The organism is Bacteroides sp. MSK.20.12 (assembly GCF_019052435.1).
Taxonomy (GTDB): domain Bacteria; phylum Bacteroidota; class Bacteroidia; order Bacteroidales; family Bacteroidaceae; genus Bacteroides; species Bacteroides xylanisolvens.
Window position 1 is genome coordinate 63,011 of sequence record NZ_JAHQVH010000008.1, and the last position, 26,649, is coordinate 89,659.

At 43.9% G+C, this 26,649-nt stretch carries 16 protein-coding genes; 14 read left to right on the forward strand and 2 right to left on the reverse strand.

What is annotated here, in order from left to right; translation table 11 throughout:
- Positions 1-21: 21 nt before the first annotated feature.
- A complete protein-coding gene (locus KTR06_RS06345) occupies positions 22-654 on the forward strand; it encodes an AAA family ATPase (RefSeq protein ID WP_004313556.1) in 633 nt (210 codons plus the stop codon).
- Between the two features lie 94 nt (positions 655-748).
- Here the strand turns inward: KTR06_RS06345 and KTR06_RS06350 are convergent, their stop codons facing one another.
- Positions 749-2,413, reverse strand: a complete 1,665-nt coding sequence (locus KTR06_RS06350) for a putative transporter (protein ID WP_008641106.1) — start codon at positions 2,411-2,413, stop codon at positions 749-751.
- A 269-nt stretch (positions 2,414-2,682) separates the two neighbouring features.
- On the opposite strand from KTR06_RS06350, the gene mutA reads away from it, so the two are divergent.
- The 11 genes from mutA to KTR06_RS06405 all read left to right on the forward strand — a co-directional run bounded on the left by mutA (position 2,683) and on the right by KTR06_RS06405 (position 20,579).
- Positions 2,683-4,584 carry a methylmalonyl-CoA mutase small subunit gene (gene mutA / locus KTR06_RS06355; protein ID WP_008770738.1) on the forward strand — a complete coding sequence of 634 codons (1,902 nt, stop codon included), beginning with the start codon at positions 2,683-2,685 and terminating at the stop codon, positions 4,582-4,584.
- Position 4,585: 1 nt separating this feature from the next.
- Positions 4,586-6,733, forward strand: coding sequence for a methylmalonyl-CoA mutase (gene scpA, locus KTR06_RS06360; protein ID WP_008641116.1), 2,148 nt, complete (start codon positions 4,586-4,588; stop codon positions 6,731-6,733).
- Between the two features lie 147 nt (positions 6,734-6,880).
- Positions 6,881-7,432, forward strand: a complete 552-nt coding sequence (locus KTR06_RS06365; protein WP_217290078.1) for an RNA polymerase sigma-70 factor — start codon at positions 6,881-6,883, stop codon at positions 7,430-7,432.
- 63 nt (positions 7,433-7,495) lie between these two features.
- Positions 7,496-8,503, forward strand: coding sequence for a FecR family protein (locus KTR06_RS06370; RefSeq protein WP_217290079.1), 1,008 nt, complete (start codon positions 7,496-7,498; stop codon positions 8,501-8,503).
- A gap of 228 nt (positions 8,504-8,731) precedes the next feature.
- Positions 8,732-12,094 (forward strand): TonB-dependent receptor, encoded by a 3,363-nt coding sequence (locus tag KTR06_RS06375; RefSeq protein WP_217290080.1) that lies wholly within the window; start codon positions 8,732-8,734, stop codon positions 12,092-12,094.
- Positions 12,095-12,099: 5 nt separating this feature from the next.
- Positions 12,100-13,740 carry a SusD/RagB family nutrient-binding outer membrane lipoprotein gene (locus tag KTR06_RS06380; RefSeq protein ID WP_008641124.1) on the forward strand — a complete coding sequence of 547 codons (1,641 nt, stop codon included), beginning with the start codon at positions 12,100-12,102 and terminating at the stop codon, positions 13,738-13,740.
- Positions 13,741-13,765: 25 nt separating this feature from the next.
- Positions 13,766-14,668 carry a glycoside hydrolase family 18 gene (locus tag KTR06_RS06385; protein WP_008641125.1) on the forward strand — a complete coding sequence of 301 codons (903 nt, stop codon included), beginning with the start codon at positions 13,766-13,768 and terminating at the stop codon, positions 14,666-14,668.
- Positions 14,669-14,680: 12 nt separating this feature from the next.
- Positions 14,681-15,976, forward strand: coding sequence for a DUF1735 and LamG domain-containing protein (locus tag KTR06_RS06390; protein WP_217290081.1), 1,296 nt, complete (start codon positions 14,681-14,683; stop codon positions 15,974-15,976).
- A 29-nt stretch (positions 15,977-16,005) separates the two neighbouring features.
- Positions 16,006-17,559: a glycosyl hydrolase family 18 protein gene (locus KTR06_RS06395; RefSeq protein WP_008024822.1), complete on the forward strand. Its 1,554-nt coding sequence runs from the start codon at positions 16,006-16,008 to the stop codon at positions 17,557-17,559.
- A gap of 248 nt (positions 17,560-17,807) precedes the next feature.
- The gene (locus KTR06_RS06400) at positions 17,808-18,575 is read left to right on the forward strand and encodes a DNA-binding domain-containing protein (protein ID WP_008024820.1); all 768 of its coding nucleotides are present in this window, start codon (positions 17,808-17,810) and stop codon (positions 18,573-18,575) included.
- A 285-nt stretch (positions 18,576-18,860) separates the two neighbouring features.
- A complete protein-coding gene (locus KTR06_RS06405; protein WP_217290082.1) occupies positions 18,861-20,579 on the forward strand; it encodes an ATP-binding protein in 1,719 nt (572 codons plus the stop codon).
- 47 nt (positions 20,580-20,626) lie between these two features.
- On the opposite strand, the gene KTR06_RS06410 is transcribed toward KTR06_RS06405, so the two are convergent.
- A complete protein-coding gene (locus tag KTR06_RS06410) occupies positions 20,627-22,189 on the reverse strand; it encodes an ATP-binding protein (protein WP_004313570.1) in 1,563 nt (520 codons plus the stop codon).
- Between the two features lie 123 nt (positions 22,190-22,312).
- Here KTR06_RS06410 and KTR06_RS06415 point away from each other — a divergent pair, with 123 nt between their 5' ends.
- Both KTR06_RS06415 and KTR06_RS06420 read left to right on the forward strand, forming a co-directional pair.
- Positions 22,313-24,490, forward strand: coding sequence for a DNA topoisomerase 3 (locus tag KTR06_RS06415; protein WP_217290083.1), 2,178 nt, complete (start codon positions 22,313-22,315; stop codon positions 24,488-24,490).
- Positions 24,491-24,599: 109 nt separating this feature from the next.
- Complete coding sequence (locus KTR06_RS06420; RefSeq protein WP_004313572.1) at positions 24,600-26,636, forward strand: hypothetical protein; 2,037 nt, start codon at positions 24,600-24,602, stop codon at positions 26,634-26,636.
- Positions 26,637-26,649: the final 13 nt, after the last annotated feature.

Consider the following 26,649-nt stretch of genomic DNA (forward strand, 5'->3'; position numbering starts at 1 on the left):
AACCATAAAACAAAATGTACTATGAGCGGTAATTATGTTATCAACATCGGTCGGCAACTAGGTAGCGGCGGAAAAGAAATAGGAGAGAAGTTGGCAGCCCGTTTGGGGATTGACTTCTACGATAAAGAATTGATTAATCTGGCTTCTGAAGAAAGCGGGTTGTGCAAAGAATTTTTTGAAAAAGCGGATGAGAAAGCTTCGCAAGGTATTATTGGCGGATTGTTCGGCATGCGTTTTCCTTTTATCAGTGAAGGAGCTATGCCATGTAATAACTGTTTGAGTAATGATGCCCTGTTTAAAGTGCAAAGTGATGTGATTCGTCATCTGGCGGCAGAAAAATCTTGTGTCTTTGTCGGACGCTGTGCGGACTATATTCTGCGTGAACATCCCCGTTGTGCGAATGTTTTTATTTCAGCCTCTAAGGAAGATCGTATTGCGCGATTATGCGCCATGCATCATATTGATGCGGAAGCTGCAGAAGAAATGATAGAAAAAGCGGATAAGAGACGTTCGGAGTATTATAATTATTATAGTTATAAAACGTGGGGAGCAGCTGCTACTTATCACTTATGTGTCGATTCTTCTTCTTTGGGAGTTGAAGAGACAGTTCGGTTTATAGAAGAATTTGTGGTGAAGAAACTACAGCTTATATAATAGGCGTAGAAGAAGTCTATAAGAAAAAGAAATAAAGCCGGTATATTCCATTGAAGGATATGACCGGCTTTATTATTTATAAATAAAACATGATTTACATCATCGTTAATAATATCATCTGCCCCGTCAGAATACGGAGGAACATGGATAATGGGTAAACTGTAGAATACCCTACTGCCGGAGCATCTCCGGATGTTGTTTGATTGGCATAAGCCAATGCGGGCGGGTCGGTATTACTACCGGCTATCAATCCCATCAGGGTGAAGTAGTTTACCTTATAATATAATCTTGCGATAGCACCGATTATAAGCAATGGGATAACGGTGATAAGGAAACCACAACCTACGTATAGTAATCCGTCACCTTCGACTACCGTTTGCACAAAGTTGGCTCCGGCATCTATACCGACACTAGCAAGGAAGAGCACGATACCGATTTCGCGAAGCATCAGGTTAGCGCTCATGGTTGTATAAGTCACTAAATGGAGCTTATGACCGAAACGTCCGATAAGAATAGCTACTACCAGCGGTCCGCCTGCCAAACCTAATTTCAGAGGAGTCGGCATACCGGGGAATGCTATAGGAAGGCTACCCAGAAGAATTCCTAAGAAGATACCAACGAAAATAGTCACAATGTTCGGTGTGTCCAGACGTTTTAACTGATTACCCAAAACACCTGCCACACGTTCAACTGCATCTTGCTGACCTACCACCATTACACGGTCACCTACCTGAAGTACCAGATTTGGATCGGCAAACAAGTCCATACCGGAACGGTTGATGCGGGTAACGTTCACTCCGTACATACTGCGAAAATGCATAGATCCTAAAGTCTTTCCGTTGATTTCCGGTTTAGTCACCAGAATACGGCGGGAAACCATGGGAAGGTCTTGTTTCTCCCAGTCGAGTTCCACTTCTTTACCGATAAATACGGTAATTGCAGGAGCATCTTCTTCTGAACAGACAATGAATAATTGATCCCCCATATTGAATATGGTTTCATGGTTGGGGATACTTACATGACCCTCATGACGAATACGGGAACAAACGAACTGACGGCCTAAAAACTCTTTGATTTCAATCAAAGTTTTTCCGCTGATTGATTCATTGCGTACTTCCAGACTCATCATGTGAGGTTTGTGATGTGCATCTCCACTTTGGATTTTCAGACTTTCTTCCTCTTTAGCCATATTGACACGGAAGATGTAGCGGATAGCAATGATTGAACCGATAATACCTACTACCCCTAGCGGATAAGCACACGCATATCCCAGTGCGATTTGTGGACCAGTGTAATTAAGCTGGTTCAATGCTTCATTGGCGGCACCAAGTCCCGGAGTGTTTGTGACAGCTCCATAGAGGATACCTACCATCATCGGCAGTTCTACCCGGCCATTCCAGAGGTAGTAAAGCCCCAGTGCAACGGCAATATTTAACACTACGATGCCTACAGCCAACAGGTTCAATGTCATTCCTCCTTTTTTGAAAGAAGAGAAGAAAGATGGCCCCACCTGAAGACCGATACAGAATACGAACAAGATCAATCCGAATTCACGGATGAAATGTAGGATGTGTGTATCGGCTGTGAAGCCGAAATGTCCCATTAGGATGCCGGCAAACAAAACAAATGTGACGCCCAAAGATACTCCGAATATCTTTATCTTGCCCAAATACACTCCGGCTGCCACTACAAATGCGTAGAGAAGTACGATGTGAGCTACGGAGCTGGGGTCCCACAATAAACTTTGTAACCAATCCATAATATAGCAGTTTTTATAATGTTTTTCTAAAAACGGGTGCAAAATTACTCATAACATTGGAGCAAATCAAATAAATGGAGAACTAAAAAAATAAAGAATGAAGAATTTCTATGCAGATTCTATGCGAGAGTGAGAGGTGTGCGAATTTTCTATAAAAAGAAGTTTTGTTTTAACTTATTGGTTATATTTGCATGTCGAACAACAGACAATTAGAAAGAGATAGATAAAAATAAAGACAATATTAATCTTGTTTTAATTTTAGATAAACTATGGCAGACAAAAAAGAAAAACTCTTCTCAGACTTTTCTCCTGTCTCTACCGAACAATGGATGGAGAAGGTTACAGCCGACTTGAAAGGTGCTGATTTTGAGAAGAAGCTCGTTTGGAAAACAAACGAAGGGTTTAAAGTGAAACCTTTCTACCGGATGGAAGATCTGGAGGGTTTAAAAACTACTGATGCGCTTCCCGGAGAGTTCCCTTATCTGAGAGGAACTAAAAAAGACAACAATGAGTGGTTGGTTCGCCAGGAAATCAGGGTAGAATGCCCCAAAGAGGCCAATGCAAAAGCACTGGACATCTTAAATAAGGGTGTTGATTCACTATCTTTCCATGTAAAAGCAAAAGAACTCAATGCGGAATATATCGAGACGCTGTTGAATGATATTCAGGCAGAGTGCGTTGAATTAAATTTCTCAACTTGCCAGGGGCATGTTGTGGAGTTGGCTAATTTGCTGGTGGCTTATTTCCAGAAGAAAGACTATGATGTGAAGAAGCTGAAAGGCTCTATCAATTATGATTTCTTCAATAAGATGCTGACTCGCGGTAAGGAAAAAGGGGATATGGTACAGACAGCGAAAGCGTTGATCGAAGCTATCCAGCCGCTTCCTTTTTATCGTGTATTGAATGTAAATGCAATCTCATTAAACAATGCCGGAGCTTATATCTCTCAAGAGTTGGGTTATGCATTGGCTTGGGGTAATGAATACATGAATCAGTTGACTGATGCCGGTATTCCTGCTGCCGTAGTAGCTAAAAAGATAAAATTCAACTTCGGTATCAGTTCCAATTACTTCCTTGAAATTGCGAAGTTCCGTGCCGCACGTCTGTTGTGGGCAAATATCGTAGCTTCTTATAAACCTGAATGTCTGCGTGATTGTGATAATAAGGGAGCTAACGGCGAATGTCGTTGTGCAGCAAAAATGGCGGTTCATGCTGAAACTTCTACTTTTAATCTAACTTTGTTTGACGCACACGTGAATTTGCTTCGTACACAGACTGAAGCAATGAGTGCCGCTTTGGGTGGGGTCGATTCGATGACAGTCGTTCCGTTTGATAAGACTTATGGGACTCCGGATGAGTTATCAGAACGTCTGGCTCGCAATCAACAACTATTGCTGAAAGAAGAATCTCATTTCGATAAAGTAATTGATCCGGCTGCCGGTTCTTATTATATTGAGAACCTGACTGTATCTATTGCTAAACAAGCGTGGGAACTTTTCCTTGCTACCGAAGAAGCAGGTGGTTTCTATGCCGCATTAAAGGCTGGTACAGTTCAGGCAGCAGTAAACGAAAGCAATAAAGCTCGTCATAAAGCAGTGGCACAGCGTCGTGAAATTCTGTTGGGTACTAACCAATTCCCGAATTTTAACGAAAAAGCCGGTGACAAGAAACCTGTGGAAGGAAAATGCTGCTGTGGAGGTGACTCTCATACTTGTGAGAAAGATGTGGATACATTGGTATTCGATCGTGCAGCCAGTGAGTTTGAAGCGTTACGTCTTGAAACGGAAGCATCGGGCAAACGTCCAAAAGCGTTTATGCTGACAATCGGTAATTTGGCGATGCGTCAGGCACGTGCGCAATATTCTTGTAACTTCCTGGCTTGTGCCGGTTATGAAGTAGTCGATAATCTAGGATTTGAAACAGTAGAGGCAGGAGTAGAGGCAGCGATGGCTGCGAAAGCTGATATTGTTGTCATCTGTTCCAGCGATGATGAATATGCTGAATATGCAGTTCCTGCTTTCAAGGCCTTGAATGGTCGCGCTATGTTTATCGTAGCCGGTGCTCCGGCTTGTATGGATGACTTGAAAGCCGCAGGCATCGAAAACTTCATCCATGTTCGTGTCAACGTATTGGATACCTTGAAAGAGTTTAACGCTAAACTATTGAAGTAAGATGAGAAAAGATTTTAAAAACATTGATATATATGCCGCATTTCAGCCTGCTAATGGTGCTGAATGGCAAAAGGCTAACGGTATCTCCGCTGACTGGAAAACACCGGAACACATTGAAGTGAAGCCTGTTTATACAAAAGAAGACCTCGAAGGAATGGAACATCTCGGCTATGCTGCCGGACTTCCTCCTTATTTGCGTGGTCCGTATTCAGTAATGTACACCCTTCGTCCCTGGACCATCCGTCAGTATGCCGGATTCTCTACTGCCGAAGAATCCAATGCTTTCTATCGCCGTAATCTGGCTTCCGGTCAGAAAGGTTTGTCAGTAGCATTTGACTTGGCTACTCACCGCGGTTATGACCCCGACCACGAACGTGTAGTGGGTGACGTAGGTAAAGCAGGTGTATCTATCTGTTCATTGGAAAACATGAAGGTTTTGTTCGATGGTATTCCTTTGAATAAGATGTCTGTATCCATGACGATGAATGGTGCTGTACTTCCGATTATGGCATTCTATATCAATGCCGGTTTGGAACAAGGTGCTAAACTCGAAGAAATGGCAGGTACTATCCAGAACGATATTTTGAAAGAATTCATGGTGCGTAATACCTATATTTATCCGCCTGCATTCTCTATGAAGATTATTTCTGATATTTTCGAATACACTTCACAGAAGATGCCGAAGTTCAACTCTATTTCTATCTCCGGTTATCACATGCAGGAAGCAGGTGCTACCGCAGATATTGAGTTGGCTTATACATTGGCTGACGGTTTGGAATATCTCCGTGCCGGAACAGCAGCAGGTATTGATATTGATGCATTTGCTCCGCGTCTTTCTTTCTTCTGGGCAATCGGAACCAATCACTTCATGGAAATTGCCAAGATGCGTGCCGCACGTATGCTGTGGGCGAAGATTGTGAAACAGTTTAATCCGAAGAACCCGAAATCACTGGCCTTGCGTACTCACTCACAGACTTCCGGATGGTCATTGACGGAGCAAGATCCGTTCAACAATGTAGGACGTACCTGTATTGAGGCTATGGCTGCAGCTTTGGGACATACCCAATCTTTGCATACCAATGCATTGGATGAGGCTATTGCTCTTCCGACAGATTTCTCTGCACGTATCGCACGTAACACACAGATTTATATTCAGGAAGAAACTTACATCTGCAAGAACGTTGACCCATGGGGCGGCTCTTACTATGTAGAATCTCTGACGAACGAACTGGCACACAAGGCTTGGGAACATATTCAGGAAATTGAAAAACTGGGTGGTATGGCGAAAGCTATCGAAACAGGTATTCCTAAAATGCGTATCGAAGAAGCGGCTGCACGTACACAGGCTCGTATCGACAGCGGTCAGCAGACCATTGTGGGTGTGAACAAGTATCGTTTGGAAAAAGAAGCTCCGATTGATATCCTTGAAATTGATAATACGGCAGTTCGTCTTGAACAGATTGAAAACCTGAAACGTTTGAAAGAAGGACGTAATCAGGCTGAAGTGGACAAGGCATTAGCAGCTATCACTGAATGTGTGAAGACCGGCAAGGGTAACTTGCTTGAACTGGCAGTTGAAGCAGCTCGTGTTCGTGCTACTTTGGGCGAAATTTCTTATGCGTGCGAACAGGTTGTAGGACGTTATAAAGCAATAATTAGAACTATATCAGGCGTGTATTCATCAGAAAGTAAAAACGATAGCGACTTCAAGCGTGCTTGTGAACTGGCAGAGAAGTTTGCGAAAAAAGAGGGACGTCAACCTCGTATCATGGTTGCAAAGATGGGACAGGACGGTCATGACCGTGGCGCCAAGGTAGTAGCAACGGGTTATGCGGACTGTGGTTTCGACGTGGATATGGGACCGTTGTTCCAGACTCCGGCAGAAGCTGCTCGTGAAGCGGTAGAAAACGATGTTCATGTAGTAGGTGTTTCTTCACTGGCTGCCGGTCATAAGACATTGGTTCCGCAGATTATTGAAGAACTGAAGAAACTGGGACGTGAAGACATTGTGGTGATTGCCGGTGGTGTTATTCCTGCACAGGATTATGACTTCCTGTATAAGGCAGGTGTAGCTGCTATCTTTGGTCCGGGTACTCCGGTGGCGAAGGCTGCTTGTCAGATTTTGGAAATTCTGATGGATGAAGAATAACTTCTGAGATTCTTTAGAATCTTATAATATTCCCACCTTTTAGACTTGTTTTGGTTTAAAAGGTGGGATGTTTTTTTGTTTGCATCCATTGCCTGAAATTAATTTTGCCTATATTTGCCCCGGGTTTCATAGTAAAAGACTCGACAGATGAACGAAACGATAGCAGAATTGGATATCCGTTTTGAGCAGTTTTATGCCGCTAACTTCCCTCGTGTGAAGAACTTTGCGAAGTTGTTGACCAAGTCGGAGGAGGATGCGGAAGACATTGCCCAGAATATATTTCTTAAGTTATGGACACGTCCTGCACTTTGGCAAGATCAGGAAACCATGACTGGTTATCTCTATACTGTGACTCGGAATGAAATATTCAACCTGTTCAAGCATCAGAAGGTAGAGCAGGAATATGAAGACAAAGTTTTGAAAGCCCAGTTGTTGGGTGAACTTTGTGACGAAGATTCCTCCCTGTTAGAAAATCTATACTATAAAGAAGTATTAATGCTTATTAGGATGACACTCAGTCAGTTGCCTGATCGCCGTAGACGGGTTTTTGAGATGAGCCGTTTTGAAGGACTTTCTCATAAAGAAATAGCAGATAAACTGCAAATCCCCTTGCGTACCGTAGAAGATCACATCTATAAAACATTGACGGAACTCCGCAAAGTGTTAATGTTTGTTATTCTATTCCGTCTCTTCCCGTAGTTGCCCTTGCTGAGTAGTGATATTTACGTAAGCGTTTCTAAACAGAACAATAAATATCACCTTATGAAGAATTATATTCGCGATGTAATCGACCGTTATATCAATCACGACTATCCGAAAGAAGTCGATCAGGATTTCCGTACATGGCTGACCGACGAAGAACGTGCCGATGAAAAAGATCATGAACTCAATCAACTTTGGGAAGCTACCGAATCGGCAACGACTTCCGGCTACCGTCATTCTTTGGAACGGATGCGTGAACTGACAGGCATCGGAACGAGGCGCAGGATACATTCTTTACGTACTCATCTGGTAGTGTGGCGCGTAGCGGCAGCTTTGTTGATTGCAGTTTCTTCCGTTTCTATCTATCTGGCTTTGCAGAACCGGCAGGCACCGGATTTGTTGCAAGCATATATTCCTACCGCCGAGATGCGGAACATCACTTTGCCGGATGGTACGCAGGTATTGATTAATTCCCAAAGCACTTTACTTTATCCACAGCAATTTACGGGTGATACCCGTTGTGTGTATCTTGTGGGAGAAGCCGGCTTCAAGGTGAAACGTGACGAAGAGCATCCTTTTATCGTGAAGTCTTCGGACTTTCAGGTGACGGCACTCGGAACGGAATTCAACGTGACAGCCTACCCCGACGAAGAGGAAGTGACAGCTACCCTGATTTCCGGAAAAGTGTTGGTAGAGTACAATAATCAGCAGGGGCAGGAGATCTTGAAGCCGAACGAGCAACTGGCTTATAACAAACGTACCCGCTCCGGAAACGTACTTCATCCTGATATGCAGGATGTCACTGCTTGGCAACGTGGCGAAATCGTTTTCCGCAGTATGACATTGGAAGAAATCTTCACCCGTCTCGAACGCAAATACCCTTACACCTTTGTTTATAGTTTCCGTAGTCTAAAAGAAGACCGGTTCAATCTTACTTTCGGGCAAAATGCTTCTATGGAAGAAGTGATGGATATTATCGTTCGTGTGACGGGAAATCTGGACTATAAAATAGTGGGAGACAAGTGCTATATTTCAGGCACCGGGGAAGGGCGTCTCCGGCACCGATGAAGATAGACTCCGGTACCGGGGAAGACATGCTTCGGCACCGGGGAACAAAATAGAACTTGTAAACACTGAATATTAACCTTAAAATACATTGAGCCTATGCGGAAAAAATATCCGGGAGAAGCTGCAACCTTCCCCCGGATGTGAAATCGAAATTCTTACTATTAGCGTTAACCAGACGCTACTAAATTCGAGAATCTAACTTTATCTGTATAAACTAATACTAAGAAGATGCAGCAAATTTATGAATTTATAGCCAATAAGCAGGCAATCAGTCGAGTATTTATGCTTTTTTTGTGCTGTCTGCTCCTTTCTACCCCTACTTTTGCTCAAAGTAGTAATGCCCGGATTACGATCCATAAGAAAAACATATCGGTCATCGAGGCATTGAAAGAAGTGGAAAAACAAACGAAACTGTCCGTTGGTTACAACGAGTCGCAGTTGAAAAACAAACCCTCCATCAATTTGGCGTTGGAAAAAGCCACGTTGGAGAACTCTCTCACGGAAATCCTAAAAGGTACAGGATATACGTATCAGCTCAAAGGAAAATATGTCATCATCGTTCCACAAGAACAGAAAGCAACCGAAACTGCTTCCACCAAACGTATCACCGGACGCGTACTGGATGATAGCGGAGAACCGTTGATTGGTGTCAATGTACGTTTGGAAGGTACAAGCATTGGAACTATCACAAACATAGACGGTAACTTTTCGCTCGAAGCTCCTGCAGGAAGTGTGTTGAGTATCAGTTATGTAGGTTACACTCCACAGACGGTAAAAGTAACCGGACAGAATACATATAGCGTGCAACTGGCTTCGGATACAAAACTGCTGAGTGAAGTCGTTGTAACGGCACTTGGCATCAAACGCGAGCAGAAAGCATTGAGCTACAACGTACAGCAAGTAAAGTCCGACGAACTGACCCAGATTAAGGATGCTAATTTTGTAAACAGCCTGAATGGTAAAGTTGCGGGTGTTACTATCAATACGAGCTCTTCCGGTGTCGGTGGGGCAAGTAGAGTGGTGATGCGTGGAACAAAGTCTATTGAACAGAGTAGTAACGCTTTGTACGTGATTGACGGCATTCCGATGTATAATTTCGGTGGCGGAGGAGATACGGAATTTGGTTCAAAGGGAGCTACCGAGGCCATTGCTGATATTAATCCGGAAGATATAGAAAGCATTTCCGTACTGACTGGAGCGGCAGCTGCCGCCCTTTATGGTAGTAATGCGGCAAACGGTGCGATTGTGATTACTACAAAAAAAGGACAGGTAGGTAAGCTGCAAGTAGGTGTATCAAGTGGCATCGAATGGTTGAATGCTTTTAAGATGCCCAAGTTCCAGGACCGTTATGGTACAGGTAGTAATGGTAAAACAGGAAATTCCAATATTTATAGCTGGGGACCGAAGTTGAACTCGGCTGCTCAGACAGGATATGAGCCGGATGATTTTTTTGATACGGGTGCAGTATATACAAATTCCGTTACGTTGTCTACCGGAACGGATAAAAATCAGACTTTCTTTTCTGCAGCTGCCGTCAATTCGGCAGGGATGGTTCCCAACAATAGGTATAACAGATATAATTTCACTTTCCGCAATACGACCAGTTTCTTGAATGACAAGATGAAACTGGATGTAAGTGCAAGCTATATTCTTCAGAACGACCGTAATATGACCAATCAGGGGCAGTACTCCAATCCGTTGGTTTCTGCTTATCTTTTCCCTCGTGGGGATGATTTCTCTATAGTGAAGAATTTCGAGCGTTGGGATGAAGCCCGGAAAATTAGCGTACAGTTTTGGCCGCAGGGCGAAGGTGACCTTCGTATGCAGAATCCTTATTGGATTGCTTACCGTAATCTCCGTCTCAACAATAAGAAACGCTATATGGCTTCAGCAGGTTTGAGTTACCAGATTCTTGACTGGCTGAATGTGGCAGGGCGTGTTCGCATCGACAATACTCATAGCGAATATGAAGGCAAGCTTTATGCAAGCAGTAGCAACACGCTGACTGACGGTAGTTCACAAGGCCATTATACAGTAAATAACGGACAATATTCGCAGACTTATGCCGATGTGTTGGTGAATATTAATAAACGTATTCAGGATTTTACGATTGTAGCCAATATCGGTGCCAGTTATAGTGGAGTGACTAGTAAGGAATTGGGCTATGCGGGGCCTATACGAGAAACTGGTATTCCTAATCTGTTCAATGTTTACGACCTTGACAACGCAAAAAAACGTGCTACGCAGGTGGGTTGGCGCGAAGCGACCGAATCTATTTTTGCCAGTGCCGAAGTAGGGTGGAAAAGTATGCTTTATCTCACCGTTACAGGACGTAACGACTGGGCTTCGCAGCTGACACATTCTCCGCAGGCTTCATTCTTCTATCCTTCCGTAGGGCTTTCGGCTGTCATCACTGAAATATTGAAACTGCCTGATTGGGTGGATTATCTTAAAGTACGTGGATCGTTCAGTTCCGTAGGTAATCCTTATCCTCGTTTTCTTACCTATCCTACTTACTCGTATGATGCCAATAAGCAGGACTGGAAATCGCAGACGAATTATCCCATTGGTAAACTATACCCTGAGCGTACTGACTCATGGGAAGTAGGTCTGGATGCAACCCTGTTTAAAGATTTCAAATTGAGCGGATCTTTCTATTACGCCAATACTTATAATCAGACATTTGATCCTCGGCTTCCTGTTTCGTCAGGATATGACAAATTGTATGTACAGACCGGATATGTACGCAACTATGGTTTCGAGGCTATGTTGTCTTATGGGCATCGTTGGGGAGATTTCGGCTGGGACAGCAGCTTTACTTTCTCGGCCAACAAGAATGAAATCGTCGAACTAGTGAAGGATTATGTTCACCCGGAAACGGGCAAAACTTACAACGTCGATAAACTGGAACTCAAAACCGATGAAGGTCGCGGATTCGGAAAGGCGAAATTTATCCTGAAGGAAGGTGGTACGCTGGGCGATCTTTATACCCATGCCGATTTAAAGCGTGATATTAACGGTAATGTCCTGATTGACGATAGCGGCAATGTGACAGCCATCGACAATGCCGGTGACATAAAGTTGGGAAGCGTACTTCCTAAGGCAAATTTAGCCTGGAATAATAGCTTCTCTTATAAAGGTATCAATGCCGGTTTCTTGTTGACAGCCCGTTTGGGCGGAATCGTTTATTCGGCAACACAGGCTTATCTTGATCTCTACGGAGTATCTGAAACATCTGCTGCCGCGCGTGATGCCGGAGGAGTATGGATAAACGGCCGTAGCCGCGTGAATCCGCAAAGCTTCTATGAAGTGGTAGCATCGCAGAGCGGATTGCCTACCTACTATACTTATAGTGCTACCAACCTGCGTCTGCAGGAGGCACATATCGGTTACACCGTTCCGCGCCGCTGGCTGGGCAATGTTTGTGATATCAATGTATCCCTTGTGGGCAGAAATCTCTGGATGATCTACTGTAAAGCTCCTTTCGATCCTGAAGCAGTAGCTACTACGAACAACTATTATCAGGGAATCGACTACTTCATGATGCCGAGTACCCGGAATATAGGATTTAACATAAAGATTAACTTCTAAATACTATGATGGACATGAAACGAATATATAACATTCTTCTGATAATGATCCTTTCATTATTTCTGCTTCCGTTGGGCGGTTGTTTCGACAGCGACATCAACCGGAGTATGTACGAAGCGGACGGAGAAGAAATGCAGCGTGAGAATCATATTGTAGGTGCTACGCTCAAAGGAATGCAGGGATTGGTGATTCCTACACGTGAACACCTTTACCAGTTTATGGATGCCATGGCAGGAGGAGCATACGGTGGTTATCTGGAAGGAATTGTAGACACTTGGGTGATGAAATTCTCTACTTTCAATCCCGAACAGGGATGGCTCAAATCCCCGTTTGCCGATCCGATTAAAGACATGTACCCGCAGTACCGCGATATGATGAACAAGACGGATGACCCTGTGGCTTTAGCTTTTGGTAAAATTCTCCGGGTGTGTATCATGCATCGTGTGACGGACATTTATGGTCCGATTCCTTATTCGAAGATGATGGATAATGATAATTCGGGTGAAGACCTGGCTGTCCCTTACGATTCGCAGGAGCAGGTATATACACAGATGCTGAAAGAACTGGAAGAAGCGGATAAAGTGTTGGAGGAAAACAAAGACCTGTCGTCCGAGGCTTTCCGCAAACTGGAAGACTTGTATTACGGAAATATTTCCAAATGGCGTAAGTTTGTACATTCCATGCAACTTCGTATTGCCATGCGTATGAGCTATGTCAATCCTACTGAAGCACAACGTATTGCGCAGGAGGCTGTGGAAGCCGGAGTGATTGAATCGAATGAGGACAACGCCATGCTTCATGTGGCGGAGAACCGTTCGGAGTTGCTATTTAATAACTGGAATGACTATCGTATCAGTGCCGATTTAGTTTCTATTATGAAAGGTTATGAAGATCCGCGTTTGGATAAGATGTTTGTCAAAGGTGTGCAAACAGTCGATCAGGATGGCGAGAAAGTCGATGTATACGATTATTACGGTGTACGTATCGGCATATTTACCCAGAAGAAAGACGACATGATTAACCTTTACTCAAAGCAGGTGATTTCCAGCACCGATCCTTATCTCTGGATGAATGCGGCGGAGGTGACTTTCCTTCGTGCCGAGGGCGCGTTGCGTGGTTGGAATATGGGAGGCGATGCGCAGGCATTGTATGAAAAGGCTATTGCCCTTTCATTCGAAGAGCGTGGCGGAGCCACCGGAGCGGACCAATATGTGAAGGATGCGGAGAAAAAGCCTATAGACTATGTGAACCCGATGGACGGGGCTGATATTAAGTATAGCCATCCGGCGGTAAGTACCATTACGATTGCCTGGGAACCTGGAGCGGAGTATTTCGAACGGAACCTGGAGCGTATCATTACTCAAAAATGGATTGCAATATTCCCGCTGGGGCTGGAAGCATGGGCGGAACATCGTCGTACGGGCTACCCGAAGTTGTTGCCTGCCGTGGAGAATAAAGACCCCAATAATAGTGTGAATGTAACAATCGGTCCCCGTCGTCTGCCTTTCCCTGCAGATGAATATACGGGAAATCCGAAATACATCGATCAAGCTGTAGAAATGCTGAATGGTCCCGATGCCGCAGGAACTAAACTTTGGTGGGATAAGAAAGACCATTCCATTGAGAATAGTCAATCTTCAAACTAGAACGAACCTTTAAATCAATGAGATTATGAAATATAAATCAATTTTTAAGTTATGCCTACTGACTACTTTCCTGTCGGTTGCCACCATCAGTTGCGACGACTGGACGGAAATGGAAATACACGATAGTCAGGTGAATGGGTTTAAGGAACAGAATCCGCAAGAATATGCGGCATATACGCAGAATCTTCGTGCATATAAAGCAACGAAACACGCTGTCGTTTATGCCCGGTTGGATAATGCTCCGGAAGTATCTACTAGTGAGAAGGACTTTCTCCGTGCGTTGCCGGACAGTATCGATATAGTGACGATGCGTAATGCCGACCGTCTGTCCGAATATGACCGGGAGGATATGAAGTTGGTACGTGAGGATTATGGTACGAAAGTGCTTTACTATATAGATTGCACGGCTAAAGATAAACTGAATACCTCTATTACTTCTGCTGTTGAGGCAGTGCGTACAGGGACATTTGACGGGCTTGCCCTCGGTTCGGAAGGCTCTGCGGTAGACGTCTCGGCGTTAAAGTCGCTACTGGATGCTTTGGGACAGACACCGTGTCTGTTAGTTTTTGAAGGTACCCCTTCCTTGTTGCCGGAAGCGCAGCGCAGCCTTTTCAACTATTTCGTACTTGATATTTCCGGTGCATCCGATGAATATGATATAGAAACCTCCGTATTTTATGCCACCGGATATGGCAAGGCCGCTCCGGACCGTCTGTTGTTGGCTGTCACTCCTGACGGTACATTGACCGACTATAACGGAGTGACGCGCAATGCCATCGCCGGTGCTGCTTACGGTGCTCTCAATATGGAAACACCATTGGGAGGTATTGCTATTTACAATATCTCTGCCGATTACTACGATACTGATATTATTTATAAACAGACCCGTGGAGGTATTCAATTCCTGAATCCTGCTTCGGCTCACTAAACGATGTAAGCTATGAGAATACATAAACTTTATCAGTGCTTTGCAGCCGCAGTTTTGTTATTTCTGCCGGTTGCCTGTGATAATACGGATTACAGCGAAAAGTCACCGTTCGATAATTCGGCATACTTGAATGTGGCTGCCAGTAAAAATACGGAGGCTTTCACTTTTAACCGTAAGGTGACAAGCCAAACGAAGACTTTTGCGGTGAAATTGTCTTATCCGGCGGGGGATGATGTGAAGGTCAGCTTGAAGGTAGACGCTTCGTTGACTAGTGAATATAATGCAAAGAACGACACGCATTATGAAGTGCTGCCTGAAACATATTATCAGCTGTTGAAAACAGAAGTGGTGATTCCTGCCGGAAAGACTACTTCCGAAGAAGTAGGCATTAAATTCTCCAAACTCGATGAGTTGGAGATTGACGTAACTTACCTCTGCCCGCTTTCCATTGGAGGAGCCGATGGAGTGGGAGTAATGGACGGTTCGCGCACGATGTATTATTTGGTACGCCGTTCCAGTGCCATTACTACGGCAATGAACTTAAAGAATATTTATGTTGCTGTGCCTGGGTTCGATAAAGGAAGTTCGACGTCAGATGTGGTGAATAACTTGAGTGCGGTAACAATGGAAGCTATTATACGAGTGAACAGTTTCCAGCAAGAAATATCCTCTATAATGGGCATTGAACAGTATTTTCTGATGCGTATTGGGGATAAAGAATTTCCGAACCGACAGTTACAAACACAGACTACGTTTGGTAAATTCCCCGAAATCAATAACCAGAAATTACTGTTGGCAGGTGAGTGGTATCATGTGGCATTGACATGGGATATAGCTACTGCGACTATTGCTTTCTATGTAAACGGACAATTACAAAGTATAAGTACCAGTCATGGTAAAAGTGACTTGACTAGTATCAGTTTGGGAGATAAGTTACCTGATGATGAATTTGGGAATGGGGGTGATTTTAACTTCTATTTTGGGCGTTCTTATGGAGAGTCGCACGATATAAGCCGCCAGTTTGATGGTGAGATATGTGAAGCTCGCATTTGGAATGTAGCCCGTACACAAGAACAGATTTATCAGAATATGTATGAAATCTCTAACCCGACAACCGAACCGGCTTTGTGTGCTTATTGGAAGTTCGACGAAGGGACAGGCACTGTCATGGCAGACCGAACCGGGCATGGGAACGATGCGAAGGTAGTACCTTACTGGAAAGGTAGTGACCATCTCGAAATGTACAGTAAAACCGATGCGGAATTGTGGCCGAGCGGAATCGAAGTACCGAAAGTGAATCAGGAATAAGTGTGTAGAACTTTTTAAATAATCTATATATGAAACGAATAATACGAAATATATCTTTGTGTGCGTTGCTAGCAGTGGCAATGGGAGCCTGCGAGGAAGAGGCTGCATTGGTGAACCCAAGCGTTGCGCATGACAAATCTACACAGTCACCGGAAGAAGTTGTTGAAGCCGCTTCCTTGCAAAGTGCTTCAGCACCGGGAAGTGGACTTATCTTCCGTGACTTTGTGGTACAGACAGGTGATGAACTATATGTGGAATTGGCGAAACCGGCGGAGCACGACATGACTTTTACCATAGGTTTGAATATTCCTTTAAGTAACGAGGAGTTGAAAGCTTTGCCAGCAAAGTATTATAATATATTTATAGAAAACGTGATAGAAGAACCGGGAGATAAGTTAACTATTACCAACGAGGGAAAAGTAACGATAGCTAAAGGCGAACGGAAATCGACGCGGGTAAGCTTTGCCTTATCAAGAATGACTGTTGATGCTTCAATGGCTGGGTCTCAATATCTGTTACCATTGGTAGCGATGGACGAGGATGGCAATCAATATAAGCTTTTCTATTCTATCACGGAACGAGATGAGGAATATCAGGATAGAACTAAAAAAGATTATAAAGTAGTAGCGTATATTGATACGGAAGTGATGAATCCTTTGATAGCTGACAAAACTACAGCTAAACTAGAGTATCTGAGATCTCGTAGAGACAGAGAAACGATTTATGAAAATGTACCTGTTGTTGATATTGTAAATGTGCGCAAAGCCCTTTTGGGATATGATGCTTCCTCTCGGAGAGTAATTTTGAAGTATACACCAGATATGGAATATGTGCTGAAGCACAATGTTCAGTACATTCAACCGTTGAGGCGGAATGGTCTGAAAGTGTGTCTTTCTATCGAAGGAGGTGGAACGGGAATAGGCTTCGCTAATTTGACAGATCCTCAAATAATTGATTTTGTGGCTCAAGTTAAGGTAGCTGTAGAACTGTTTCAGTTGGATGGTATTCATTTGCGTGATGAGGGAGCCGGATATGACAAGGCCGAAGCACCGACTGTCAATGAAACTTCGTATCCGAAATTAATCAAGGCTCTGCGTGAAGCAATGCCGGATATAATGCTCACTCTTGCAGATGATGGCGGTACTACAGCCACAATGAATAAAGAACAAGAGGGCATTGTAGTGGGCGATTATATTGACTTGGCTTGGAATGTAATCTGGGATTCTCCGGTAAATCCTTGGGCGGATGGTTCGGAACGCAAACCCATTGCAGGGATGACGAAAGAACGTTATGGTGGAATTGCGCTTTATATTAAAGAACGGACCCCAGAAGACATGGGATTTTTTGAAGAATTGCAGGCAAAAGCTAGAGTAATCACTATAGACGAAGGACTTGGAAAAGTTGCGGTTGTAGAAAACATTCCTTATAGGCAGTATAATTTAGAAACGATGGTTGTTGATGGATTTAAGAATCTTTTGATGTGCTTCCATGACAATAATGATGGGAATTATCCTAAATATAGTGCAGCTGTACAAGAAGCTCGAGTTGCGACGCAATTTTATGCTTTCCGCAAAGACTGGTAAGGGAATAAAATAAGGAAGAGGTTGCCCTGTAAGTCTGATAAGTATATCATTCTGTCATTCAGAATGTAGTAAAGAATCTTTTCTTTGTATATTCGAAAGAGTAGATTCTTCGCTTAGCTCTGAATGACAGAGTTAAATGATAGCAAACAATATCTTTTCGGACTGCCTCAATCCGGTAAACTTTTTATTGATATTCTTTATTTTTTCGTTTAATAATATTCATAAAACCAAGTAGAAACAACATCATAATGAAGAATGTATTGAAAATCTGGTTAGTCGACAACACTGTAACCGTCGACAACAAAGACGATAAGATCGGTCAGCTCGAATCGTCCGGTAATCTTTCGTTGCAGGATATACTCGATGAGATGCACAAGGAAGACACCGGGCTCCGTCCCGAAACCATCGAGCACGTCGTGAAGCTCTACAACCGTGTTGTGAGCGATCTCATCCTTAGCGGATATAGTGTCAACACCGGTCTTTACCACGCCGTAGCGCAACTCCGCGGTGTTATCGATGGCGGAAAATGGAATCCCGAGAAGAACTCCGTCTACGTCTCCTTCACCCAAGACAAAGAACTGCGTGAAGCTATCGCCCAAACCTCTATCAGTATTTTGGGCGAACGCCAAAGCGTGATGTACGTTGCCGGATTCTCACCTGCCACCGCCATTGCAGGCCGTCCGTTCACAGTCAATGGCCGTATGTTGAAAATTGCAGGTACGGATTCTTCCGTCGGCATCACTATCACCGACAGCAAAGAACAAACCACACCTGTCGACCTCAATATGTTGGCCGTCAACAACCCGTCACAACTCACATTCATTGTTCCTGCCGGTCTGGCCGATGGCGAATATACCCTCACCGTCACTACACAGTATGCAGGAAGCACGCTCCTGAAGACACCCCGAACCGCTATCGCTACTTTCTACGTCGGCACGAAACCCGATGCAGGAGGCGGCTCCGGTTCCGGTGGTAGCGAAGGCGGCGGAGGAGAGGCGCCCGATCCTGCGGCATAAATGTTCTCTTGGCCTGGCGGAGCAATGTCCCGCCAGGTTTATGCAGAGAGGCTGCATAGCTCTATACACGCATCATGTATAGAGTTGTGCAGCCTTCGTGTATAGGGCTATACATGCTAAATGCATAACTTTGATCTTTTTCTCTGTTTTGCCCTCTTTTTCATCAAAGACTTATGTATATAGCCATAATTGAGCTTGGTATTTATTTATCTTTTTCGCATTATCTTTTTTATGGTACTAATTTATTAGTACTTTTGTCTTTACCGAAAGAAAAGATCAACGATTATGGCAAGAATAACGATTCCATACGCAGTGGCCGACTTCGCAGAAATGCGTGAACGTGGCTTTTATTATGTTGATAAGACAAATTACATTCCGGGGCTTGAAGACTATAATGCTCCCATCTTTCTCCGTCCCCGTCGTTTCGGGAAAAGTCTGCTCATCTCCATGTTGGCCCACTACTACGACCGTACGAAAGCGAATCGTTTTGAAGAACTTTTTGGCGGCACCTGGATTGGCGAACATCCTACGGAAGAACATAATCAATATTTGGTGATTCGTTATGACTTCTCGGCTATGGTGATGGCGGATGATATGGAAGGGGTGGTACAGAACTTCAATGACCTGAATTGTGGACCCGTGGAAGTTACGGTAGAACATAACCGAGACCTGTTTGGTGATTTTCAGTTTACAACTCGAGGAAATGCTGTGCAGATGTTGGAGGAACTTTTGGGTTATATCAGCTCACATGGATTGCCTAAAGCATATATATTGATTGACGAATACGATAACTTCACCAATCAACTGCTTACTTCCTATAATGACTCACTTTATGAGGAAGTAACCACTAGTGATAGTTTTCTTCTCACCTTTTTTAAAGTTATCAAAGCGGGTATCGGCGAAGGCACGATTCGCACTTGTTTCTGCACAGGCGTATTGCCTGTCATCATGGACGACCTGACCAGCGGGTACAACATTGCGGAAATCCTCACATTCAAACCCGTTTTTTTGAATATGCTCGGCTTCACCTATGAAGAAACGAAAACATACTTGCGCTATGTACTTGATAAATATGCTCCCGGTGCAAGCGAAGAACGCTTCGAGGAAATCTGGCAGCTTATTGTGAACAACTACGACGGTTATTGTTTTAGCCCTGTCGGTGAACGTCTTTTTAACTCCACTATCTTAACTTATTTTTTTAAGAAATTTGCCGCTAATGCCGGAAGTATTCCCTCCGAACTGATCGATGAGAACCTGCGTACGGACATCAACTGGATTCGCCGCCTGACTCTTTCGCAGAACAACGCCAAAGAGATGCTCGATGCCCTGGTGATAGGCGGTGAATTGTCATACAACGTCAGAGATCTGTCCGGCAAATTCAACAAGAAGAAATTTTTTGAGAAAGAATTCTATCCCGTCAGCCTGTTCTACTTAGGTATGACTACCCTGAAGAGTGCATACCGCATGGTGCTCCCCAACATGACCATGCGCAGCATCTACATGGATTATTACAACCAACTGAACAAGATCGAAGGTAACGCCAGTCGTTACGTCCCGGTTTATGAACTTTATGATTCCAATCGTAGTTTTGAACCCCTTGTGCAGAACTATTTCGAGCAATATCTGGGACAATTCCCCGCACAGGTTTTCGATAAGATCAACGAGAACTTTATCCGTTGTTCTTTCTACGAGCTTGTCTCCCGCTATTTGAGCCATTGTTACACTTTTGCCATCGAACAAAATAACTCCGTCGGTCGTTCGGATTTTGAAATGATCGGCATCCCCGGCACGGATTATTACACGGACGATCGCGTGGTGGAATTTAAATACTATCGTTCCAAAGATGCCGACCGTATGCTTGCGCTCACCGAACCGCTGGTAGAACACGTAGAGCAAGTGAAAGGTTATGCCGCAGATACAAAAAGAAAATTCCCCAATTACCATGTTCGTTCGTACATTGTGTATATCTGTGCCAACAAAGGGTGGAAGTGTTGGGAGGTTTAATATGAATCATTTGTAGATAAATATGAGGAAGAAGTAATTATACTCTCTTATTCCTCGGGTAGCCATCGACTGACATTTCGTGTGTCAGTACTGAATTCTACTCCAACCTTTTTGACTTCCCGTTCATCTGCCTGATAAGGGATAAGATACCCTTTATCTTCGATTTGCTGTAATGCTTGCTCGGCTGTGCCATTTAGTTTGAATTCGAATACATAAATATACTTCGGTGTTTTGACAACTGCATCAGCCCGTCCTTTTGCACTGCGTACTTCTGCTTGTGTGAACTGTCCCATGAGTTTGAATATCAGATAGAAAACAGTCTGGTAATGCCGCTCTGTCTGGTCATTCAGTTCGTAAGGTATATCGGCAAAGAAGGCTTGAAGGCGGGTTAGAAAAGCATTGATATTGCCACTTTCCAACTCATGGACAAATTTGCCAATATAGAAATCTTGCTCATTATCGGGAATATTAGAGTAGAATGGCAGAAGGAAATTCATAAAGCCATATCTCACTTCATCATTGGGAAAAGCAAGTTGATAAGTCTTGAAACGAGGGTCGTATTCTTTAATCGTCAGATACCCGCTTTGATAAATCAGCGGAATAGGATTCCTGCTTTCTGCCCGGTACTCGTTGAATGACGCTGCGTTTGCTTCCACTCCGTCAATGAGCGTTCGCAGGTCATAGTTGCTATCCATCAGCATCTTGACAAGGAAAGTAGGAGTGCCTGTCTGAAACCAGTAATTCTCAAATTTATATCCATCGAACACATTTAATACACTGAACGGATTGAACATGCCTTCTGCATATTCACAGAAATGATACCCGTCGTAAAGTGAGGTCATCTTATGGATTGTATCTTCTGGTGTCATCCGGTTGTATGAGGCCAGCTTATCCAATTCCGGAGTGAATGTATCTATCAGTTCCTGCTTGGTGATGCCGCAAATGGTGGCATAAGGCGGTTTCATGCTGATATCATTCAGTTGATTCAAATCACTGAATACACTGACTTGTGAGAATTTGGTAACACCTGTCAGAAATACGAAACGCAGATAGCGGTCAGCACTTTTCAATACTCCATAGAATGCTTTTAGCATTTTGCGGTATTCTTCAAACAAGGGCAGATTATCCAGAGCTTGCAAAAGAGGTTTGTCATATTCGTCTACTAATACGACTACTTGCTTTCCGGTTTGCACACATGCGCGTTCTATAATATAGGCGAATCGTTCTTCCGGTTGTCGATCTTGCTTTTCGGTTCCGTAGATTGCTTCCCATTTTTCCAGATGTTGGTTGAGCATCGCTATCAGATCTGCCGGAGAATCATACTTGCGTGCATTCAAGTCAATATGAAAAACCGGATAGACTTGCCAGTCAACTTCCATTTGTGAGATGGCTAGTCCTTCGAATAAGTCCTTGCGTCCCAAAAAGTAAGCCTCGAAAGTGGAAATCAGCAGGCTTTTTCCGAAACGTCGGGGACGGCTAAGGAAATAGGGGATGCTTGTGGACACCATTTTTCCGACAAGGGCGGTTTTATCTACATACAGATAATTTCCTTTGCGGATTTTCTCGAAAGTTTGTATTCCGATGGGCAATTTGCGGTTTAAATCAATCATACTTGTTCTTTGTTATAAGAATTCTACTCTTGCAAAGGTAACATATTTTGTGGGATATTGTTCTTTTAGACAAATATTCGTGTAACTTTGCAAATTGATAGTTTAAAAACAAGAAGAGAAAAAATGATAGTTTGCATAGCCGAAAAGCCGTCTGTAGCACGTGATATAGCCGAAGTACTCGGCGCTCATACCAGAAAAGAAGGATATATAGAAGGAAACGGATACCAGGTGACCTGGACATTCGGGCATCTTTGTACCCTGAAGGAGCCACATGAATACACCCCTAACTGGAAATCATGGAGCTTGAGCAGTCTGCCGATGATTCCGCCACGTTTCGGTATCAAGCTGATTGGGCATGATCCGGGTATTGAGAAGCAGTTTCATGTGATAGAGTGGCTGATGCAGAATGCGGATGAAATCATCAATTGCGGTGATGCCGGGCAGGAGGGAGAATTGATTCAGCGCTGGGTGATGCAAAAAGCTGGCGCACGCTGTCCGGTGAAGCGCCTGTGGATTTCTTCGTTGACGGAAGAAGCTATTCGTGAAGGATTCTCGAAACTGAAAGACCAAGCTGAATTTCAATCACTTTACGAAGCCGGTCTTTCCCGTGCGATGGGTGATTGGCTGTTGGGAATGAACGCTACCCGTCTTTATACCCTTAAATACGGTCAAAACAAACAGGTGCTCTCTATCGGTCGTGTACAGACACCGACGCTGGCATTGATTGTCAACCGTCAATTGGAGATAGCCAATTTTGAACCCAAACAATATTGGGAACTGAAAACAAACTATCGTAATACCACTTTCTCTGCACTCATTCGCAAAAGTGATGAAGAAATTGCCGCGGAAGAGGAAAAGAACGGCGGAAAAAAGAAAATAGATAACCCGGGCATCGACCCTATTGCCAACCGGGAAGAAGGCGAAGCATTGGTAGAACGTATTAAAGACCTACCTTTTGTAGTCACCAATGTCGGCAAGAAAGACGGGAAGGAATACGCTCCACGTTTGTTCGATTTGACTTCCCTTCAGGTAGAATGTAACAAGAAATTCGCTTATTCGGCCGATGAAACACTGAAACTGATCCAGTCTCTTTATGAGAAGAAAGTGGCTACCTATCCGCGTGTGGATACCACTTTCTTGAGCGATGATATTTATCCGAAATGTCCTGCTATCCTGAAAGGACTCCGTGATTACGAAGTCTTGACAGCTCCGTTAGCTGGCACTACACTTCCTAAATCAAAAAAGGTATTTGACAACTCGAAAGTGACGGATCACCATGCCATTATCCCAACCGGAGTCTATGCTCAAAACTTGACGGATATGGAACGTCGTGTCTACGACTTGATAGCCCGTCGTTTTATAGCCGTGTTCTATCCGGACTGTAAAATTTCTACTACCACCGTAATGGGAGAAGTGGATAAGATAGAGTTTCGGGTAACCGGAAAACAAATTCTGGAACCGGGATGGCGTGTCGTGTTTGCCAAGGAAGTAAAAGACCCTACTGAAGAAAAAGAGGAAGAGGATGAAAATGTACTTCCTGCTTTTGTGAAGGGTGAAAGTGGTCCTCATATTCCGGACCTGAATGAAAAATGGACACAGCCGCCCAGACCTTATACTGAAGCAACCTTGCTTCGTGCAATGGAAACAGCCGGAAAACTGGTGGACAATGATGAACTTCGCGATGCTTTGAAAGAGAATGGTATCGGCCGTCCGTCTACCCGTGCTGCAATCATTGAGACGTTGTTCAAGCGAAATTATATCCGTAAAGAAAGAAAGAACCTGATTGCCACCCCGACAGGAGTGGAGTTGGTGCAGCTTATTCACGAAGAATTATTGAAATCGGCAGAATTGACAGGTATTTGGGAAAAGAAGTTGCGTGAGATTGAAAAGAAAACATACGATGCCCGCCAGTTCCTCGAAGAACTAAAGCAGATGGTTTCAGAGATCGTAATGAGTGTACTTTCTGATAATACGAATCGACGCATAACTATTCAGGACGCAGTTGCTGCAAAAGCCGAAGAGAAAGAAAAGAAAGAACCTAAAAAGCGTGAACGAAAACCGAGTACACCGAAAGAAAAGAAACCAAAAGCGGAAAAAACGACGAATGAAGTGAAGACTGATTCGCCCGGTTCTCCTGCTCCGGTGGCCATGGCAGCTTCAACTTCTTCTGCAGCAGGTGAGGTAGATGCGTTTGTAGGTCAACCCTGTCCACTTTGTGGTAAAGGAACCATCATTAAAGGGAAGACTGCTTACGGGTGTTCGGAATGGAGAAATGGATGTACTTTCCGGAAGAATTTCTAATTTTCCGCACAGTAACAAGGTAAAGTGTATGGCTGAAATAGTTTAGTGGAAAACTACTTGATTTATAGAAAAATACACTATATTTGTACATAAATCTATATGGACTACTATGAACCGTTTTGCAAACTACTACAAGAAGATATTCTCGCAAGAGTATATAGATCGCACCATTTCGGGCGGTATCAAGTCACAGCTCACCTTGCTACTCGTTACCATTGCTACGGCGCTGGCTATCTTTTTTATTATCGCGATGCTCTTTTCCATCCAATTGCATGGACACGAGGAATGGGGAGAAAGGCTCTGGGCAGTGTACAACAACTTTGTCGATCCCGGTAACCAAATAGAAGAGACTGCCTGGCCTAACAGGATATTAGTGGGGCTTATCAGCATTTCGGGATCCGTTTTACTGGGCGGTGTGCTCATCTCTACTATCTCTAATATTATAGAGCGGCGTGTGGGAGTGGTATACGCGGGGCGAATGACCTACCGTAATATAAAAAATCATTATGTACTGATCGGATTCAACGAATTGTCTATCAATATGATACGTGAACTGTATGACGAATGTCCTTCGGCACGTATTTTGCTGATGAGCGGTATGGAGTCGGCAACGGTGCGGCATCGTATACAGTCGGCCCTGCCTGTTGAAGTTGAGCGACAAGTGCTTGTTTACTTTGGCAACATTGAGTCGATCGAAGAACTTCAGCGGTTGAACATAGAGAGTGCTATTGAAGTATATGTGCTGGGTGATGAAGAACGTTACGGGCGCGATGCTAAAAATATAGCTATTGTGCACTTGGTAAGTACTCTGCGTGGTAAATGTTATGATGGTAAGATGATGCCTGTGTATGTACAGTTTGATAGCATCCCTTCGTATTCTAACATACAGAAAATGAATCTGCCGCCCGAAGTCTTTTGTATAGAAGGCAAGCCTAATATTTTCTTTCGGCCCTTTAATCTCCATGAAAACTTGGCCCGGCAGCTATGGAGCCTTTATGGAGCTGATTGTGAAAGGCGTTATGATCCGCTGGATTATCGCCCCATAAGCATTACACAACAACCTGATGGAAGTTGGAGTGCTACCAGTCAAGACTATGTGCATCTGGTTATCGTGGGATTCAACCGAGTGGGACGTTCGTTGCTACTCGAAGCATTGCGTATCTGCCATTATGCCAATTATGATGACCGTCTGCCTGCAGATGAACGTATACGTACCCGTATCACTTTAGTGGATCGCGAGATGGAGGCACAGAAAGACTACTTCAAAGCTCAATTCCCCTATATAGAGAGCCAAATAGATGATATTGAGGTGGAATATTGCCATGACGATATTTGCAGTACTGCTATGCGTACCCGCCTGCAGCAGTGGGCACAAAATAAGCATTGTATGCTTACAGTGGCCATTTGTGTGCATGATCCTGATTTGAGTCTTTCATTAGGACTCAACTTACCACATGAAGTTTATCAGTATCAGTGTCGTGTGCTAATCCGTCAGGAGTTTAATAATGATTTGTCGTCGATGGTGGACGACGAGAAGGGACGCTATCGCTATGTCAAGGTGTTTGGTATGGTAGACAGGGGAATAAAGAAAAACATCTTGCAAGATAAACTGGCTTTGTATGTGAACTACTTATACGATTGTTGTTATGCTGATGAAAGCCTCAAACAAAAAGAGGTATTGAAGAAGATGTATGAATCCTATGGTAACCACTCTGCCGACTTTATTTTGATGAACCACCAGGCGCAGTATTTGTGGAATAAACTAAGCGAGCCGTTGCGTTGGGCTAACCGCTATCAACTAGATGCCTATAGTGTATTTTGTCGCACACTGGGCTACGGCATCAGACGGAGTGACCACTCACCGGCACACATATCCGAATCTATGTTCAATGAAGATCTGCCAGCTCAAGTTTTGTATCTGTTAGTACGCATGGAGAAGTACCGATGGAATGCCGAGCGTACGGTGGCCGGCTGGAGACGTGCTAAGGTGAAGGATAAGGTATTTTTGCAACATCCTCTTATTATGCCTTTCAGCGAATTACTACAAAAGTATCCCGAGGAGGTAGAGAAGGATGCTGATGTAATTTATAATCTGCCCTACATACTGGCATTGGGAGGATATGAGCTTTATAGATTGGCCGATTAATAAGCCGACTTAA